Annotated in this window: 14 protein-coding genes and 1 pseudogene; 14 read left to right on the plus strand and 1 reads right to left on the minus strand. The window is 66.1% G+C overall.

All coding sequences use genetic code 11. From position 1 onward, the window contains the following. Nucleotides 1-166 precede the first annotated feature (166 nt). From frr to lpxB, 12 genes and pseudogenes are all read left to right on the plus strand, one after another. Entirely contained in the window at nt 167-730 is a 564-nt protein-coding gene (gene frr, locus K1T73_RS08625; protein WP_220603505.1) for a ribosome recycling factor, read from the plus strand. Next, nucleotides 730-1,464: a polyprenyl diphosphate synthase gene (gene uppS, locus K1T73_RS08630; protein WP_220603506.1), complete on the plus strand. Its 735-nt coding sequence runs from the start codon at nt 730-732 to the stop codon at nt 1,462-1,464. The genes frr and uppS overlap by 1 nt, the downstream gene beginning before the upstream one ends. Then, a complete protein-coding gene (locus tag K1T73_RS08635; protein WP_220603507.1) occupies nt 1,461-2,246 on the plus strand; it encodes a phosphatidate cytidylyltransferase in 786 nt (261 codons plus the stop codon). Before uppS ends, K1T73_RS08635 begins: the two co-directional genes overlap by 4 nt. Continuing rightward, the gene (gene dxr / locus K1T73_RS08640) at nt 2,246-3,418 is read left to right on the plus strand and encodes a 1-deoxy-D-xylulose-5-phosphate reductoisomerase (RefSeq protein ID WP_220603508.1); all 1,173 of its coding nucleotides are present in this window, start codon (nt 2,246-2,248) and stop codon (nt 3,416-3,418) included. The genes K1T73_RS08635 and dxr overlap by 1 nt, the downstream gene beginning before the upstream one ends. A gap of 9 nt (nt 3,419-3,427) precedes the next feature. Next, the gene (rseP, locus tag K1T73_RS08645) at nt 3,428-4,771 is read left to right on the plus strand and encodes an RIP metalloprotease RseP (RefSeq protein ID WP_409077738.1); all 1,344 of its coding nucleotides are present in this window, start codon (nt 3,428-3,430) and stop codon (nt 4,769-4,771) included. A gap of 97 nt (nt 4,772-4,868) precedes the next feature. After that, entirely contained in the window at nt 4,869-4,991 is a 123-nt protein-coding gene (locus tag K1T73_RS17905; RefSeq protein ID WP_259400506.1) for a hypothetical protein, read from the plus strand. Between the two features lie 158 nt (nt 4,992-5,149). Then, nucleotides 5,150-7,473: pseudogene (bamA, locus tag K1T73_RS18055) on the plus strand (outer membrane protein assembly factor BamA). 2 nt (nt 7,474-7,475) lie between these two features. Then, a complete protein-coding gene (locus tag K1T73_RS08655; RefSeq protein WP_220603509.1) occupies nt 7,476-8,087 on the plus strand; it encodes an OmpH family outer membrane protein in 612 nt (203 codons plus the stop codon). Nucleotides 8,088-8,199: 112 nt separating this feature from the next. Beyond that, nucleotides 8,200-8,670 (plus strand): 3-hydroxyacyl-ACP dehydratase FabZ, encoded by a 471-nt coding sequence (gene fabZ, locus K1T73_RS08660; RefSeq protein ID WP_220603510.1) that lies wholly within the window; start codon nt 8,200-8,202, stop codon nt 8,668-8,670. A gap of 2 nt (nt 8,671-8,672) precedes the next feature. Next, nucleotides 8,673-9,467, plus strand: a complete 795-nt coding sequence (gene lpxA / locus K1T73_RS08665; RefSeq protein ID WP_220603511.1) for an acyl-ACP--UDP-N-acetylglucosamine O-acyltransferase — start codon at nt 8,673-8,675, stop codon at nt 9,465-9,467. A gap of 1 nt (nt 9,468) precedes the next feature. Continuing rightward, entirely contained in the window at nt 9,469-10,275 is an 807-nt protein-coding gene (locus tag K1T73_RS08670) for an LpxI family protein (protein WP_220603512.1), read from the plus strand. After that, nucleotides 10,275-11,435 (plus strand): lipid-A-disaccharide synthase, encoded by a 1,161-nt coding sequence (lpxB, locus tag K1T73_RS08675; protein WP_220603513.1) that lies wholly within the window; start codon nt 10,275-10,277, stop codon nt 11,433-11,435. The genes K1T73_RS08670 and lpxB overlap by 1 nt, the downstream gene beginning before the upstream one ends. 25 nt (nt 11,436-11,460) lie before the next feature. Here the strand turns inward: lpxB and mnmA are convergent, their stop codons facing one another. After that, nucleotides 11,461-12,597 (minus strand): tRNA 2-thiouridine(34) synthase MnmA, encoded by a 1,137-nt coding sequence (gene mnmA, locus K1T73_RS08680; protein ID WP_220603514.1) that lies wholly within the window; start codon nt 12,595-12,597, stop codon nt 11,461-11,463. 178 nt (nt 12,598-12,775) lie between these two features. On the opposite strand from mnmA, the gene K1T73_RS08685 reads away from it, so the two are divergent. Both K1T73_RS08685 and ctrA read left to right on the plus strand, forming a co-directional pair. Next, entirely contained in the window at nt 12,776-13,084 is a 309-nt protein-coding gene (locus tag K1T73_RS08685; protein ID WP_220603677.1) for a DUF1153 domain-containing protein, read from the plus strand. A 92-nt stretch (nt 13,085-13,176) separates the two neighbouring features. Continuing rightward, complete coding sequence (ctrA, locus tag K1T73_RS08690) at nt 13,177-13,893, plus strand: response regulator transcription factor CtrA (RefSeq protein ID WP_220603515.1); 717 nt, start codon at nt 13,177-13,179, stop codon at nt 13,891-13,893. Nucleotides 13,894-13,959: the final 66 nt, after the last annotated feature.

Here is a 13,959-nt window from a genome sequence, read left to right on the forward strand (position 1 = left end):
CCGATCTCTTGTCCGCCCGTCACGGGCGTGTCCCATCAGCAGCATGTTTTTAGCAGATCGGACAGGCCTGTCCAGAAGCCAGCGCGCCGTTTCGACGGGTATACAACCGCCCGCGATTGGCGTTATAGGAAGGATCAACCGAAACAGGCACCACGACAGGCACATCATGTCAGACGATTTCATGCTCGATACGGACGATCTCGAACGCCGGATGGAGGGCGCGATGGCCTCGCTTCGCACCGAGTTCGCCTCGCTCAGGACCGGGCGCGCCTCGGCCTCGATGCTCGAACCCGTGATGGTCGAGGCCTATGGCCAGCTGACGCCGATCAACCAGGTCGGCACGGTCAACGTGCCGGAGCCGCGCATGGTCACGATCAACGTGTGGGACAAGGGCCTTGTCAACAAGGTCGAGAAGGCCATCCGCGAGAGCGGCCTCGGCATCAACCCGCAGATGAATGGCACGATCATCATGCTGCCCATCCCGGAGCTCAACGAGGAGCGGCGCAAGGAACTGACGAAGGTGGCCTCGCAATATGCCGAGCATGCGCGCGTCGCCATCCGCAACATCCGGCGCGACGGGATGGACCAGATCAAGAAGGCCAAGGCCGAGGGCATGTCCGAGGATGACCAGAAGTTCTGGGAAACCGCCGTGCAGGACCTGACGAACGAGCATATCGCGAAGGTCGACGAGGCGCTGGAGCACAAGCAAGCGGAGATCATGCAGGTCTGATGTCCGGCGATGCCCTGAGCCCTGAGGTTGCGGGCGGCCCGCGGCATGTGGCGATCATCATGGACGGCAACGGCCGCTGGGCGCAGATGCGCGGGCGGCCGCGTCTTTTCGGCCACCACGCGGGCGCCCGGCGCGTGCGCGAGATCGTCGAGACCTGTCCTGACCTGGGCGTGGAATACCTGACCGTCTTCGCCTTCTCGACCGAGAACTGGAAGCGCACGCAAACCGAGGTGGCGGGTCTCATGAGCCTCTTTCGCCGCTACATCACCAGGGAGGCGCGCGCGCTGCGCGACGAAGGTGTGCGGGTGCGGTTCATCGGCGATCGCGTGCGGCTGGACCGGAAGCTCACCGCGCTGATGGACGAGCTGGAGGAGATGACCGCGGAGAACAGCCGCGTCAACCTGACCATCGCGATCAACTACGGGTCGCGCGACGAGGTGGCGCGGGCGATCAAGCACATGGCGCGGGACGTGGCCGCCGGCAAGCTCGATCCCGAGGGCGTGGACGAGGGCACGCTCACCCGCTATCTCGACACCCGCGTCCTGCCGGACCCGGACCTCGTGATCCGGACGAGCGGGGAGGCGCGCATCTCAAACTTCCTGCTGTGGCAGTCGGCTTATGCGGAATACGAGTTCATCGATACGCTCTGGCCCGATTTCTCGGCCGAGATCTTTGCCGGCCTGGTGCGCGGCTATGCCGCGCGTGACCGGCGTTTCGGGGCGGTGAAGGCATGAGCGGGGAGCCGAGATGGGCCGATCTCGCGCCGCGCTTCACCACCGCCGCGCTGATGATCTTCGTGGGCGTGGGCGAGATCTGGCTCGGCGGATGGCTTTTCGCGCTTGGGATATGGCTCCTGGCCGGCGTCATGATGTGGGAGCTCTCGCGACTCCTGGCGCCCACCGCGCATGGCACGGCGATGGCACTGGGTGTCGGCGCCTCGGTCGTGATGGCGGTGGTGTGGTTCATGCCGGGCTTTGCCGCGCTGCCGCTCATGGGGGCGCTGGCCATCGTGGGGGCGGGCCGGTTCGAGGGGCGGCAGGGGATGTTCCTTGGAAGCGCGCTGGCGATCCTCGTGGCGTGCTACGTGATGGAGCTTCTGCGCAATTACGGCGGGGTGTCGTGGCTGCTCTGGGTGATCGGCATCGTCATCATGTCGGATATCGCGGGCTATTTCGCGGGCAAGATGCTGGGCGGGCCGAAATTCTGGCCGGCGGTCAGCCCGAAGAAGACCTGGTCGGGCACCATCGCCGGCTGGATCGGTGCCGCGCTTGTCGGGCTGGGTTTCGCCGGGGCCACCGATGCGGGCGGGTGGCTCATCCCCCTGTCGGTGCTGGTCTGTTTCGCCGGACAGATGGGCGACATTGGCGAGAGCGCGGTCAAGCGGCAGGTGGGCGCGAAGGACAGTTCGGGGTTGTTGCCGGGCCATGGCGGGTTTCTCGACCGGTTCGACGCGATGATCGGGGCGGCCCTGGCGGTCGGGATCCTCTGGCTTCTGGGGCTGGTGCCGGGGCTTTGATGAAACGGATCAGCATCCTGGGTGCCACCGGCTCGATCGGGCAGAGCACCATCGACCTTGTCGCGCGCGCGCCCGAAAGCTACGCCGTCGAGGCGCTGACTGGCGGGCGCAATGTCGCGCGTCTGGCCGAGGACGCGCGACGGCTCGGCGCGAGGATCGCGGTGACGGCGCATGACGACCTTCTCGGCGATCTGCGCGCGGCGCTGGAAGGATCGGGCGTGGAGGCCGCGGCGGGCACGACCGCGCTGATCGAGGCGGCGGCGCGGCCCGCGGACTGGGTGATGTCGGCCATCGTGGGCGCCGCGGGGCTCGCGCCCGGATTGGCCGCGGTGGAGACCGGGACGACGCTGGCGCTGGCCAACAAGGAGACGCTCGTCACCGCCGGACCGCTTCTGATGGCGCGGGCGCAGGCGTCGGGAGCGACGGTCCTGCCGGTCGACAGCGAACATTCGGCCATCTTCCAGTCGCTCAGGGGCGAGGATATGGCGACGGTCGAGCGCATCATCCTCACCGCGAGCGGCGGGGCCTTCCGCGACCGCCCGCTGGAGGAGCTGCACGAGGTTACGGTGGCGGAGGCCTCGACGCATCCCAACTGGGCCATGGGGCAGCGCATCACCATCGACAGCGCGTCGATGTTCAACAAGGCGCTGGAGGTCATCGAGACGCGGGAATTCTTCGGCGTGGAGCCCGAGCGGATCGAGGTCGTCATCCATCCCGAATCCATCGTTCATGCGCTGGTCGGACATCGCGATGGCGGGGTGATGGCGCATATGGGGGCGCCGGACATGCGCCACGCGATCGGCTATGCGCTCAACTGGCCCGGGCGCGCGACGCTGCCGGTCGAGCGGCTCGATCTCGTGCGGTTGGGACAACTGACTTTCCGCGAGGCCGATCCGGCCCGCTACAAGGCGCTGGCGCTTGCCCGGAGGGTGATGGCGGAAGGCGGGCTTGCGGGCGCCGTGTTCAACGCCGCGAAGGAACGCGCGCTCGATCATTTCATCGCCGGGCGCATCGGGTTCCTGCGGATGGCCGACCTCGTGGAACGCGCGATGGACGAGGACGCGGCGGGCGCGGACGGGGCCGGGGCGGAGATCACGCTTGAAACCGTCACCCATGCGGACCAAGTTACGCGGCAGGCGGTCGACCGCATGATCGGCGCGCGGGCAGAATAAGGATCAGGCGTGGATTTCGGCACACTCTTAACGCAGCTTGGCGACTTCGCCATGATCATCGTCGCCTTCGTGGTGGCCCTGTCGATCATCGTCGCCATCCACGAATACGGCCATTACATCGTCGGGCGCTGGTGCGGGATCAAGGCGGACGTATTCTCGCTCGGCTTCGGCAAGGTACTGTTCGCGCGCACCGACCGGCATGGGACGCAGTGGCAGGTGGCCGCGCTGCCCTTCGGCGGGTTCGTGAAGTTTCGCGGCGACAGCGATCCGGCAAGCGGCAAGGACGGCGCGGCGATCGAGGAACTCAGCCCCGAGGACCGGCGCGCGACCATGCACGGCGCGCCGCTCTGGGCGCGGGTGGCCACCGTTTCGGCGGGGCCGGTCTTCAACTTCATCCTGTCGATCCTGATCTTCGCGGGCGTGGGGATGTACCAGGGCAAGCCGGTCGAGCCGCTGACGGTGGGCGAGATCAAGCCGCTGCCCTATGACGGCATCACGCTCGAGCCCGGCGACCGGATCGAGGCGATCGCAGGCGTGGAGATGCCGGACCGTGGCGAGGAGGACGCGTTCGAGGAGTTCGTCGATGCCCTTCCGCAGGAGCGGTTGCTCAGCTACCGGGTGATCCGCGACGGTGTCCCGGTCGAGGTCGAGGGGCCGCATCCCATCCCGCCGTTGATCAGCCAGCTTGCCCCGAAGTCGGCGGCCTATGACATCGACATGCGCGCGGGTGACGTGATCCTGTCGGTGGAGGGGCGAGAGATCGCCGCCTTCGAGGAATTGCGGGAGGTGGTCGAGGGGTCGGACGGACGGCCCATCGCGCTCGAGGTGTGGCGCGAGGGTGAGATCCTCGACTTCGTGCTGGTGCCGCGGTCGCGCGACGAGCAGCGAGACGAGGGCGGGTTCGAGAGCAAGTGGCGCATCGGTATCGCGGGCGGCTTCGCCTTCGAGCCGGCAACCGAGCCGCTGGGGCCGGTGGCGGCGGTCGGACGCGGCGTCGAGTTGACCGGGGACGTGATCGCGACATCGCTTTCGGGGCTCTGGCACATGGTGACGGGCGCGATCAGCAGCTGCAACATGTCGGGCCCCATCGGGATCGCGCAGGTCTCGGGCGCCATGGCGAGCCAGGGGCCGGACAACTTCATCTGGTTCATCGCGGTGCTGTCGACGGCGGTCGGGCTTCTGAACCTCTTTCCGATCCCCGTGCTCGATGGCGGGCATCTCATGTTCTATGCCTACGAGGCGGTGCGCGGCAAACCCCCGAGCGACGCGGCGCTGCGGGTGATGATGGCGGTGGGGCTGAGCCTCATCCTGGGGCTGATGCTCTTCGCGCTTCTCAACGACATCCTCTGCTGACGCGCCCGCTCCGCCCCATTTCCGCCACAATCGCGGGCCAATTCGGCCATCTTGGCGCGGCATAACCCCGACCGGAACCGAACCGGACGAGGATACCATGCAGACGATCATTGGCGGATATCGCGGACTTACGGTCATCGTCGATCTCAACCGTGACCGCATGCTGTCGCTTGCGGCGATCGCGGGCGCGCTTTTCATCGCGTCATGGATCGCCGGCTGAGCCGGCTTCCAGGCTGACTACCCCGGCGCGTGCATCGCCGCGCGCGAACTGTCCAAAAACTTCCTGCACTGGCATTTTGACAAGGCCATTCATACCCGCTAGTCAAAGATACGAGTGGGCAGTTGGACAGGAATTTTATCATGCAAGACGCAAGGGGGATGCGCATTGCTGACGTTGCGCGGAAACATTTTTTTCCCGCCTTCATTCTACTAGCGCTTTTCATTGGCTTTACCGGGTCTTGGACGGAACAGGCTTCGGCCCAGACCTATCGCTTCACGTCGGTGGATGTGGACGGAAACCAGCGGATCGAGACCGGAACGATCCTGACCTACGCGGGAATCGCGCGGGGACAGACGGTTTCGGCGGGCGAGTTGAACGCCGCCTACCAGCGCATCGTGGCGAGCGGTCTTTTCGAATCTGTGTCAATCGAGCCACGCGGAAACCTTCTCAGGATCACCGTGAAGGAGTACCCAACCATCTCGAAGATCGCCTTCGAGGGGAACCGCAAGCTCAAAGACGAGGACCTTGCCGGGTTCATCGAGAGCAGCCCGCGGCAGGTTTTCAACCCCGCCAAGGCCGAGCGCGACGCGCAGATCATCGTCGAGGCCTATGAGCAGAACGGACGGCTGGCCGCGCGGGTCACGCCGCGGATCATCCGGCGCAGCGACAACCGCGTCGATCTGGTCTACGAGATCTTCGAGGGCGGCGCCATCGAGGTGCAGCGCATCGGGTTCGTGGGCAACCGTGCCTATTCCGATCGCCGGCTGCGCCGCGTCGTGGAAAGCAAGCAGGCCGGCCTGCTGCGCGCCTTCATCGCGCGCGACACCTTCGTCGAGGACCGGCTCGAGTTCGACAAGCAGGTGCTGTCGGATTTCTATGCCGAGCGCGGCTATGTCGATTTCCGCGTGACCGGCGTGAACGCCGAGCTTGCACGCGAGCGCGACACCTATTTCATCACCTTCAACGTCCAGGAAGGGCAGCAATTCCGCTTTGGCCGGATCACCACGGTGAGCGAGATCCCCGGCGTCGACGCGGACGACTACCAGTCGGTTCTGAAGATCCGCCCCGGCGTGATCTATTCCCCACGAAGGTCGAGAATTCGATCGCGCGGATGGAGCGGCTGGGCGTGCGGCAGGGGGTGGATTTCCTGCGGGTCGAGCCGCGCATCTCGCGCAACGACCGCGACCTCACGCTTGACGTGGAGTTCGCGCTGGTGCGCGGTCCCCGCGTCTTTGTCGAACGGATCGATATCGAGGGCAACACCACGACGCTTGACCGCGTCATCCGGCGCCAGTTCGACACGGTCGAGGGCGACCCGTTCAACCCGCGCGAGATCCGGCAGGCGGCCGAGCGCATCCGCGCGCTGAGATACTTCGAGACCGCCGAGGTGGAAGCACGCGAGGGATCGCGCCCCGACCAGGTCGTGATCGACGTCGACGTGGAGGAGCAGCCGACCGGCACGTTGAGCTTCGGTGCGTCCTATTCGACGTCGGGCGGGTTCGGCATCTCGGTCGGCCTCAGCGAGCGGAACTTCCTGGGGCGGGGACAGCGCCTGGCGGCGAGCATCGCCGCGGGCGCGGACACGATCAACTACAACCTCGACTTCGCGGAGCCCGCCTTCCTTGGCCGGGACGTGGAGTTCGGCCTCAACTTCGCCTATATCGAGACCGATGACGCCAACGCGCTCTACGACACCACGATCGGGACTTTCCGGCCGCGCCTGAGCTTCCCGGTCAGCGAGAACGGCCGGTTCACGGTGCTCTACAGCGCGCGCTACACGGACATGGACGACTACACCCCGCCCGCCGGCGGCGCGTCGGGCATCCTCACGCGCGAGACCAACGAGGGCGGGCGGTTCGCAAGCGGGATCGGCTACGAATACACCTATGACACGCGGCGCACGGGCCTCAATCCGAATGCCGGCGTGCTGCTGTCCTTCGGGCAGGAGTTCTATGGCCTCGGCGGCGATCTCGAATACATCAAGTCAAGCGCGCGGGCCATCGCACAAACCCGTGTTCTCAACGAGGAAGTGGTGCTGCGGGCCACGCTCGAGGCGGGTGCGCTGAGCTTCTTCGGGAGCGAGAACAGCCGTGCGGTCGATCGCTATACCGGCCAGATCGTCCGGGGGTTCGAGCCGAACGGTATCGGGCCGACCGAGACGAACGGCACGAATGTCGAACATCTGGGCGGCGATTACTTCGCCGTTCTCAAGCTCGATGCGGAGTTTCCGCTGGGCCTGCCGGATGAATACGGCCTGACCGGGGGAGCCTTCTACGACGTCGGTGCCATCTGGGACGTGAACACCGCCGGCGCGACCGGCGTCATCGCCTCGAACGGGTTCGAGGCCCGGCATTCGGTCGGTGTCTCGCTCATCTGGCAATCGCCGTTCGGGCCGCTCCGCTTCAACTACGCGATTCCGATCGAGAAGGAAGCGACGGACCGCACGCAGGAATTCGACATCTCGATCGCGACGGAGTTCTGAGCATGGGCCGGACCTTGCGTCTGGCCCTTGTCCTCGCCGCGGGGCTTGCCGGTGCTGCGCCGGTGGCGGCGCAGGACACGGGCGTGGTGCGAAGCCCGATCCTCGTCCTCGACACCGAGCGGCTTTTCACCGAATCCGAGCCGGGCCAGCAATTCATCCGCCGGTATACCGAGCAACGGGAGGCCCTGATCGCGCGCAATCGCGAGGTCGAGGCGGAGTTGCGCGAGGAAGAGCAGGAGCTGACCGAAAAGCGCGAGTCGCTGTCGCCCGAGGCCTTCCGCGACCTGGCCGACGATTTCGACGATAAGGTGCGCCGCATCCGGGAGGAAAGCGAGCGCGCGTCCCGCGATCTCGAACGCACGCGCGAGCAGGCGCCGTTCATGTTGCTCCGGCAGGCCGAGGGCGTGCTGTTCGAACTGATGCGCGAGACCGGCGGCGCGGTCATCCTCGACGCGCGGCAGGTGCTGATCCGGTCGGACGCCGTGGACATCACCGACACCGCGATCGCGCGCATCGACGAGGCGATGGCGGAAGCGGAAGCGGCGGATCCGGGCAATGGCGCGACGGGCGAAGAGGCGCCGGCCGAGCCGTCGGAGGCGCCACCCGAGGAGTGACCCCCTCGCTTGCCCCGGAAGGGCCGAATTGCTAAAGCGAGCGGATATGGGCGCGGATGCCACGAGGCCGCGCCGGGAGATGGGCGAGGCCGCCCGCGCGAGAGGAGCAAGGATGACCGAAGCCCAGACGACCGCCGATATCCAGATGATCAAGCGGTTGATTCCGCACAGGTATCCGTTTCTCCTCGTGGACAGGGTGATCAACATAGACGGCTGCAAATCGGCCTGCGGCATCAAGAACGTCACGATGAACGAGCCGCATTTCCAGGGGCATTTCCCCGAGAAACCCATCATGCCCGGCGTCACCATCGTGGAGGCGATGGCACAGACCGCGGCCGTCATGGTGGGCATGGCGCTCGGGATGCAGGACAAGAACCTGCTGGTCTATTTCATGTCGATCGACAAGGGCAAGTTCCGCCGCATGGTCGTGCCGGGCGACGTGCTTCGGATGGAGGTCGAGACGCTGCGCGGCAAGCCCGGCGGCAAGGTCTGGAAATTCGCCGGAGAGGCCACCGTCGACGGCGAGATGGCTTGCGAGGTCGAGTTCACCGCGATGATCGACCTGGGCGGAGCCGGAGCCTGAGCATGGGCGACAGCGTCATTCATCCCAGCGCCATCGTCGAGGAGGGAGCCGAGATCGGCGCCGGCTGCGAGATCGGCCCGTTCTGCCATGTCGGGCCCGAGGTCAGGCTGGGCCGTGGCGTGCGCCTCATGTCGCACGTGGTGGTGAAGGGAGAGACGGTGATCGGGGACGATTGCGTGATCTTCTCCTTCGCCTGCGTGGGAGAGATTCCGCAGGATCTGAAATTCAGGGGTGAGAAGACGCGGCTCGAGATCGGGGCGCGCAACCGTATCCGCGAGCATGTGACGATCAATACTGGCACCGAGGGCGGAGGCGGCGTCACGCGGATCGGCGATGACTGCCTCTTCATGGCGGGGTGCCACGTCGCGCATGACGTCATCATCGGCGACCGGGTGATCGTCGTGAACAGCGCCGCGTTGGCCGGGCACTGCATCATCGAGGACGACGTCATCATCGGGGGCCTCGCCGGTGTGCATCAGTTCGTGCGGATCGGGCAGGGTGCGATCATCGGGGCAGTGACGATGGTCACGAATGATGTGATACCCTATGGCCTTGTCCAGGCGCCGCGCGGTGTGCTCGACGGGCTCAACCTCGTCGGGCTCAAGCGGCGGGGCGTGGGCCGTCAGGACATCACCGCCCTGCGCGCCGCGTTCCAGATGCTGGCCCAGGGCGAGGGCGCGTTCCAGGACCGTGCGCGGCGGCTTGGCCAGGAAACCGAAAGCGCCTACGTGCGCCAGATCGTCGATTTCGTGACCGGCGCGAGCGACCGCTCGTTCCTCACTCCGGGGGCGCAATGACATGGCCGGGCGGCTTGCGATACTGGCCTGCGGCGGCGCATTGCCCGTGCGGATCTCCGATGAGCGTCCCGACGCGCTGATCTATACGCTGCGCGGTATCCCTTCGGCGATACCGCAGGGGGCCGAGGAACATCAGCTCGAGAAGATCGGGACGCTTTTCGGCGCGATGAAGGATGCAGGCGTGACGCGGCTCGTCTTTGCCGGGCACCTGACGCGGCCAGCGATCAACCCGGCGGAGTGCGACGCCGAGATGCTGCGCCTTGCGCCGCGGGTGATGCAGGCATTGCCCAGGGGCGACGACGCGCTTCTGCGCGAGGTGATCGCGATCTTCGAGGAGCAGGGATTCGAGGTCGTGGGCGCGCATGAGCTCCTTCCGGACCTGGCGATCGAGGACGGGGTCGCGGTGGGCGTGCCGCCGGACAAGCAGGATGAGGCCGACATGCTGCGCGGTTTCGAAGTGCTGCGGCACCTGTCGCCGCTCGACATCGGGCAGGGCTGCGTGGTGGCGGGCGGCCAGTGCCTGGGGATCGAAACGGTGCAGGGAACGGACGCGATGCTGCGTTTCGTGGCGGAAACGCCCGAGACGCTGCGGCGGGGGCGCAAGGGGATCTATGCGAAGGCCGCGAAGCTGGGCCAGGACCTGCGGGTCGACATGCCTGCGATCGGTCCCGAAACCGTGGCGGGCGTGGCAGAGGCGGGTCTTGCCGGGATCGTCGTGGGTGCGGGTTCCGTCATGGTGCTCGACCGCGAGGGCACCTTCGACGCGGTCGAGAAGGCGGGTCTCTTCCTGCTGTCCCGACCTTTCTGATGCGGGTTTTCCTCATCGCGGGCGAGGCGTCGGGCGACCGGCTGGGCGCCGCGCTGATGGCCGGGTTGAAGAGCCTCGGCCCCATGGAGTTCCACGGCGTCGGCGGCCCGCTCATGGAGGACGAAGGGCTGGAAAGCCTGTTCGAGATGTCCGAGCTGAGCGTCATGGGCATTGTCGAGGTTCTGCCGAAATACCGCCACCTCAAGCGCCGCATCGCCGAGACCGCGCGCGCCGCGCTCGATTTCCGGCCCGACGTGATCATCAGCATCGACAGTCCCGATTTCTGCCTCCGGGTCGCCAAGCTCGTGAAGGCCGAGAGTGACGTGCGCACGGTGCATTACGTGGCGCCGTCGGTCTGGGCCTGGCGGGCGGGACGGGCGGCCAAGATGGCGCGGGTCATAGATCACGTGCTGGCCATCCTGCCCTTCGAGCCACCGCTCATGCGCGCCGCGGGAATGGAGTGCGATTTCGTCGGCCATCCGGTGGTGAGCGAGCCGCAGGCCGATGCGGCGCAGATGGCGGCTTTCCGCGTGCGTCACGGGCTGGGGGAGGCGCCGGTGCTTCTGGTCCTGCCGGGTTCGCGCCGGGGCGAGGTGGCGCGCCTGGCGCCGATCTTCGGGCGCGCTTTGGAGCCCGTTCTGGCGCGGCAACCCGACCTTCGTATCGTCGTGCCGACGACCGCGAACGTGTCGGATACGCTCCGCGATGCGGTCGCGGATTGGCCGCAGGTGCCTGTGATCCTCGATCCGCGCGGGATGAAGAGCGCCGATTACAGGATTGAAAAGGCGGCGGCTTTCGGTATCGCAAAAGCCGCGCTCGCCGCGTCGGGCACCGTGTCGCTGGAGCTCGCCGCGGCCGACACCCCGATGGTGATCGCCTATGACGTGAACTGGATCAGCCGCCAGATCATCGCCGCGCTTCTGAAGGTGGATACCCTGACGCTCGTCAATCTGGTGAGCGAGACGCGCGACGTGCCCGAATGCAACGGCCGGTTCTGCACACCCGAGCGGATCGCGCCCGCGCTCATGGACGTTCTCGACCACCCCGACCGCCAACGCGAGGCGATGCGCCTGACCATGGAGCGGTTGGGGCGCGGAGGCGAGGCGCCGGGGCTGAGGGCGGCGAAGGCGGTATTGGCAGGGTTGGACGCGCAAGACTGACGGTCCGCGCGAGGCCGGTGCTGGTTCAGCCGCGCCAGATCCAGCCGCCGCCGAGGATACGCGTCCCGCCGGTTTCGTAGAAGACACAGGCCTGTCCCGGTGAGACACCTTCCTCTGGCGTCAGCAACTCGACCTCGGCCTCGGTGGGTGAGAGCGGGCGGATGACCGCCTCGCGCGGGGGACGGGTGGAGCGGACCTTGACCGAGACATGCCATTCGCTCTGGCCGTCGAAGGCTGAATCGCCCAGCCAGTTGATCTCGCGCACCGGGATGGTGCGGGTGGAGAGCATGGATTTCGGCCCGACGATCACGCGCTTGGCGTCCACGTTGAGCTTGACCACGTAGAGCGGCTCCTCGAGGCCGCCGATCCCGAGCCCCCGGCGTTGGCCTACGGTGTAGTGAATGACGCCCTCATGCGTGCCGAGAATCCGCCCGTCGGCATGGACGATCTCGCCCGGTTCGGCCGCGCCGGGGCGCAGTTTCTCGATCACGCTGGCGTAATTGCCGTTCGGCACGAAGCAGATGTCCTGGCTGTCGGGTTTGTCGGCAACCGCGAGGCCGTAACGCGCGGCGAGCGCGCGGGTTGCGTCCTTCGACGGCAGGTGACCGAGGGGAAAACGCAGGAAATCAAGCTGTTCGGGCGTCGTGGAGAACAGGAAATAGCTCTGGTCGCGATTGGCGTCGGTGGCGCAGTGAAGCTCGGGGCCATGCGCGCCGATCTTGCGCTGGATGTAGTGGCCGGTTGCCATGCAATCGGCGTCGAGGTCGCGCGCGGTCTCGAGCAGATCCTTGAACTTCACCCGTTCGTTGCAACGGATGCAAGGCACGGGCGTGGCGCCGGCAAGATAGCTGTCGGCAAACTCGTCGATCACCGCGTCCTTGAAGATGTTTTCGTAATCAAGGACGTAGTGGGGAAAGTTCATCTCTTCAGCCACCCGGCGCGCATCGTGGATATCGATTCCCGCACAGCACGCCCCCTTCTTGGCGAGCGCCGCGCCGTGGTCGTAAAGCTGAAGCGTGACGCCCACCACGTCATAGCCCTCCTCGGCCAGTTGCGCGGCCACGACCGAGCTGTCGACGCCACCCGACATGGCGACGACGACACGGGTGTCGGCGGGGGGCTTGGGCAGGCCCAGCGAGTTGAGAGGCTGATCGAGCGGCATGGCGGCGTCCTTGGGTGTCGGGGCGCTATATATACCTTTCCGGCCCGAGTTAAACCATGTGCGGATGCGCGGTTTCGGCGCAGCTTTAGCTAAATCCGAAAAAGAAAGCCGGTGCCGTTTCAACCCGCGTTAAGCGCCGCGCGTCATGATCATCGCCGAGGTTATTCGGGATGAAGCGATGTATCTGAAGAAAGTGGAAGGGCCGCGCACGGTGACCCTGCCGGATGGCAGCGTCCTGTGCCAGGCCGACCTTCCCCCTGCCGACACGACCCGCTGGGTCGCCTCGCGCAAGCTCGCGGTCGTGCGGGGGGTGCTCTATGGCCTGATCTCCGAGGCCGATGCGTTAACGAAATACGAACTGAGCCCGGAAGAGTTTCAGGAATGGGTTCGCGCGGTCGGGCGTCACGGCGAGGAGGGACTGAAGGTCACGGCATTGAAATCCTTAAGGGATTCGGAAGGTGAGGCGCTGAACAGGGAGCAACTTTAGGTTGTATTCGCGAAATGTTCGATTATGGTAACTTGTGGTTAACCAATTTTCGCCAGTGTCGGTGCCATCAAGATCATCGGAGAACCTGAAACATGCGTGTGCTGCTGGTGGAAGACGACCCCACGACCTCGAAAAGCATCGAGCTGATGCTGACCCATGCCAACCTGAATGTCTACACGACCGACCTGGGCGAAGAGGGGCTCGACCTCGCGAAGCTCTATGATTACGACCTCATTCTCCTCGATCTCGGCTTGCCGGACATGACCGGCCACGAGGTGCTGCGCCAGCTTCGGCTCGCGCGGATCGAGACGCCGATCCTCATCCTGAGCGGGGCGGACGATACCGAGAGCAAGATCAAGGGGTTCGGCTTCGGCGCGGATGACTACCTGACGAAGCCTTTCCACCGCGATGAACTGGTCGCCCGCATCCACGCGATCATCCGGCGATCCAAGGGGCATTCGCAATCGGTGATTCGCACGGGCGCGATAAACGTGAACCTCGACGCCAAGACCGTGGATGTGGGCGGCAAGACGGTGCACCTGACCGGCAAGGAATACCAGATGCTCGAGCTTCTGAGCCTTCGGAAGGGCACGACGCTCACCAAGGAGATGTTCCTCAACCACCTCTACGGCGGCATGGACGAGCCGGAGCTCAAGATCATCGACGTGTTCATCTGCAAGCTGCGCAAGAAGCTGAGCGAGGCCACGGGCGGCGTGAACCATATCGAGACGGTCTGGGGCCGCGGCTATGTCCTGCGCGATCCCGAACCTTCGGAGATGGGCGGCGGACGGTTGGCGATCGGCGCGTGACAAGGCGTCGTGCGGGAAGCGGCGCGGAAGGTGTCGGCTCTGCGGGCAGGGAGCCGATGCGACGAA

The sequence above is a fragment of the Roseovarius sp. SCSIO 43702 genome (assembly GCF_019599045.1).
Lineage (GTDB): Bacteria > Pseudomonadota > Alphaproteobacteria > Rhodobacterales > Rhodobacteraceae > Roseovarius.

What these genes read in the sequence shown, in the direction of transcription:
- fabZ (WP_220603510.1), top strand. Translation starts at nt 8,200, where the DNA reads ATGACCGAAGCCCAGACGACCGCCGATATCCAGATGATCAAGCGGTTG.
- K1T73_RS17905 (WP_259400506.1), top strand. Translation starts at nt 4,869, where the DNA reads ATGCAGACGATCATTGGCGGATATCGCGGACTTACGGTCATCGTCGAT.
- K1T73_RS08635 (WP_220603507.1), top strand. Translation starts at nt 1,461, where the DNA reads ATGAGCGGGGAGCCGAGATGGGCCGATCTCGCGCCGCGCTTCACCACC.
- ctrA (WP_220603515.1), top strand. Translation starts at nt 13,177, where the DNA reads ATGCGTGTGCTGCTGGTGGAAGACGACCCCACGACCTCGAAAAGCATC.
- K1T73_RS08685 (WP_220603677.1), top strand. Translation starts at nt 12,776, where the DNA reads ATGTATCTGAAGAAAGTGGAAGGGCCGCGCACGGTGACCCTGCCGGAT.
- uppS (WP_220603506.1), top strand. Translation starts at nt 730, where the DNA reads ATGTCCGGCGATGCCCTGAGCCCTGAGGTTGCGGGCGGCCCGCGGCAT.
- dxr (WP_220603508.1), top strand. Translation starts at nt 2,246, where the DNA reads ATGAAACGGATCAGCATCCTGGGTGCCACCGGCTCGATCGGGCAGAGC.
- frr (WP_220603505.1), top strand. Translation starts at nt 167, where the DNA reads ATGTCAGACGATTTCATGCTCGATACGGACGATCTCGAACGCCGGATG.
- K1T73_RS08670 (WP_220603512.1), top strand. Translation starts at nt 9,469, where the DNA reads ATGGCCGGGCGGCTTGCGATACTGGCCTGCGGCGGCGCATTGCCCGTG.
- lpxA (WP_220603511.1), top strand. Translation starts at nt 8,673, where the DNA reads ATGGGCGACAGCGTCATTCATCCCAGCGCCATCGTCGAGGAGGGAGCC.
- mnmA (WP_220603514.1), bottom strand. Translation starts at nt 12,597, where the DNA reads ATGCCGCTCGATCAGCCTCTCAACTCGCTGGGCCTGCCCAAGCCCCCC.
- lpxB (WP_220603513.1), top strand. Translation starts at nt 10,275, where the DNA reads ATGCGGGTTTTCCTCATCGCGGGCGAGGCGTCGGGCGACCGGCTGGGC.
- K1T73_RS08655 (WP_220603509.1), top strand. Translation starts at nt 7,476, where the DNA reads ATGGGCCGGACCTTGCGTCTGGCCCTTGTCCTCGCCGCGGGGCTTGCC.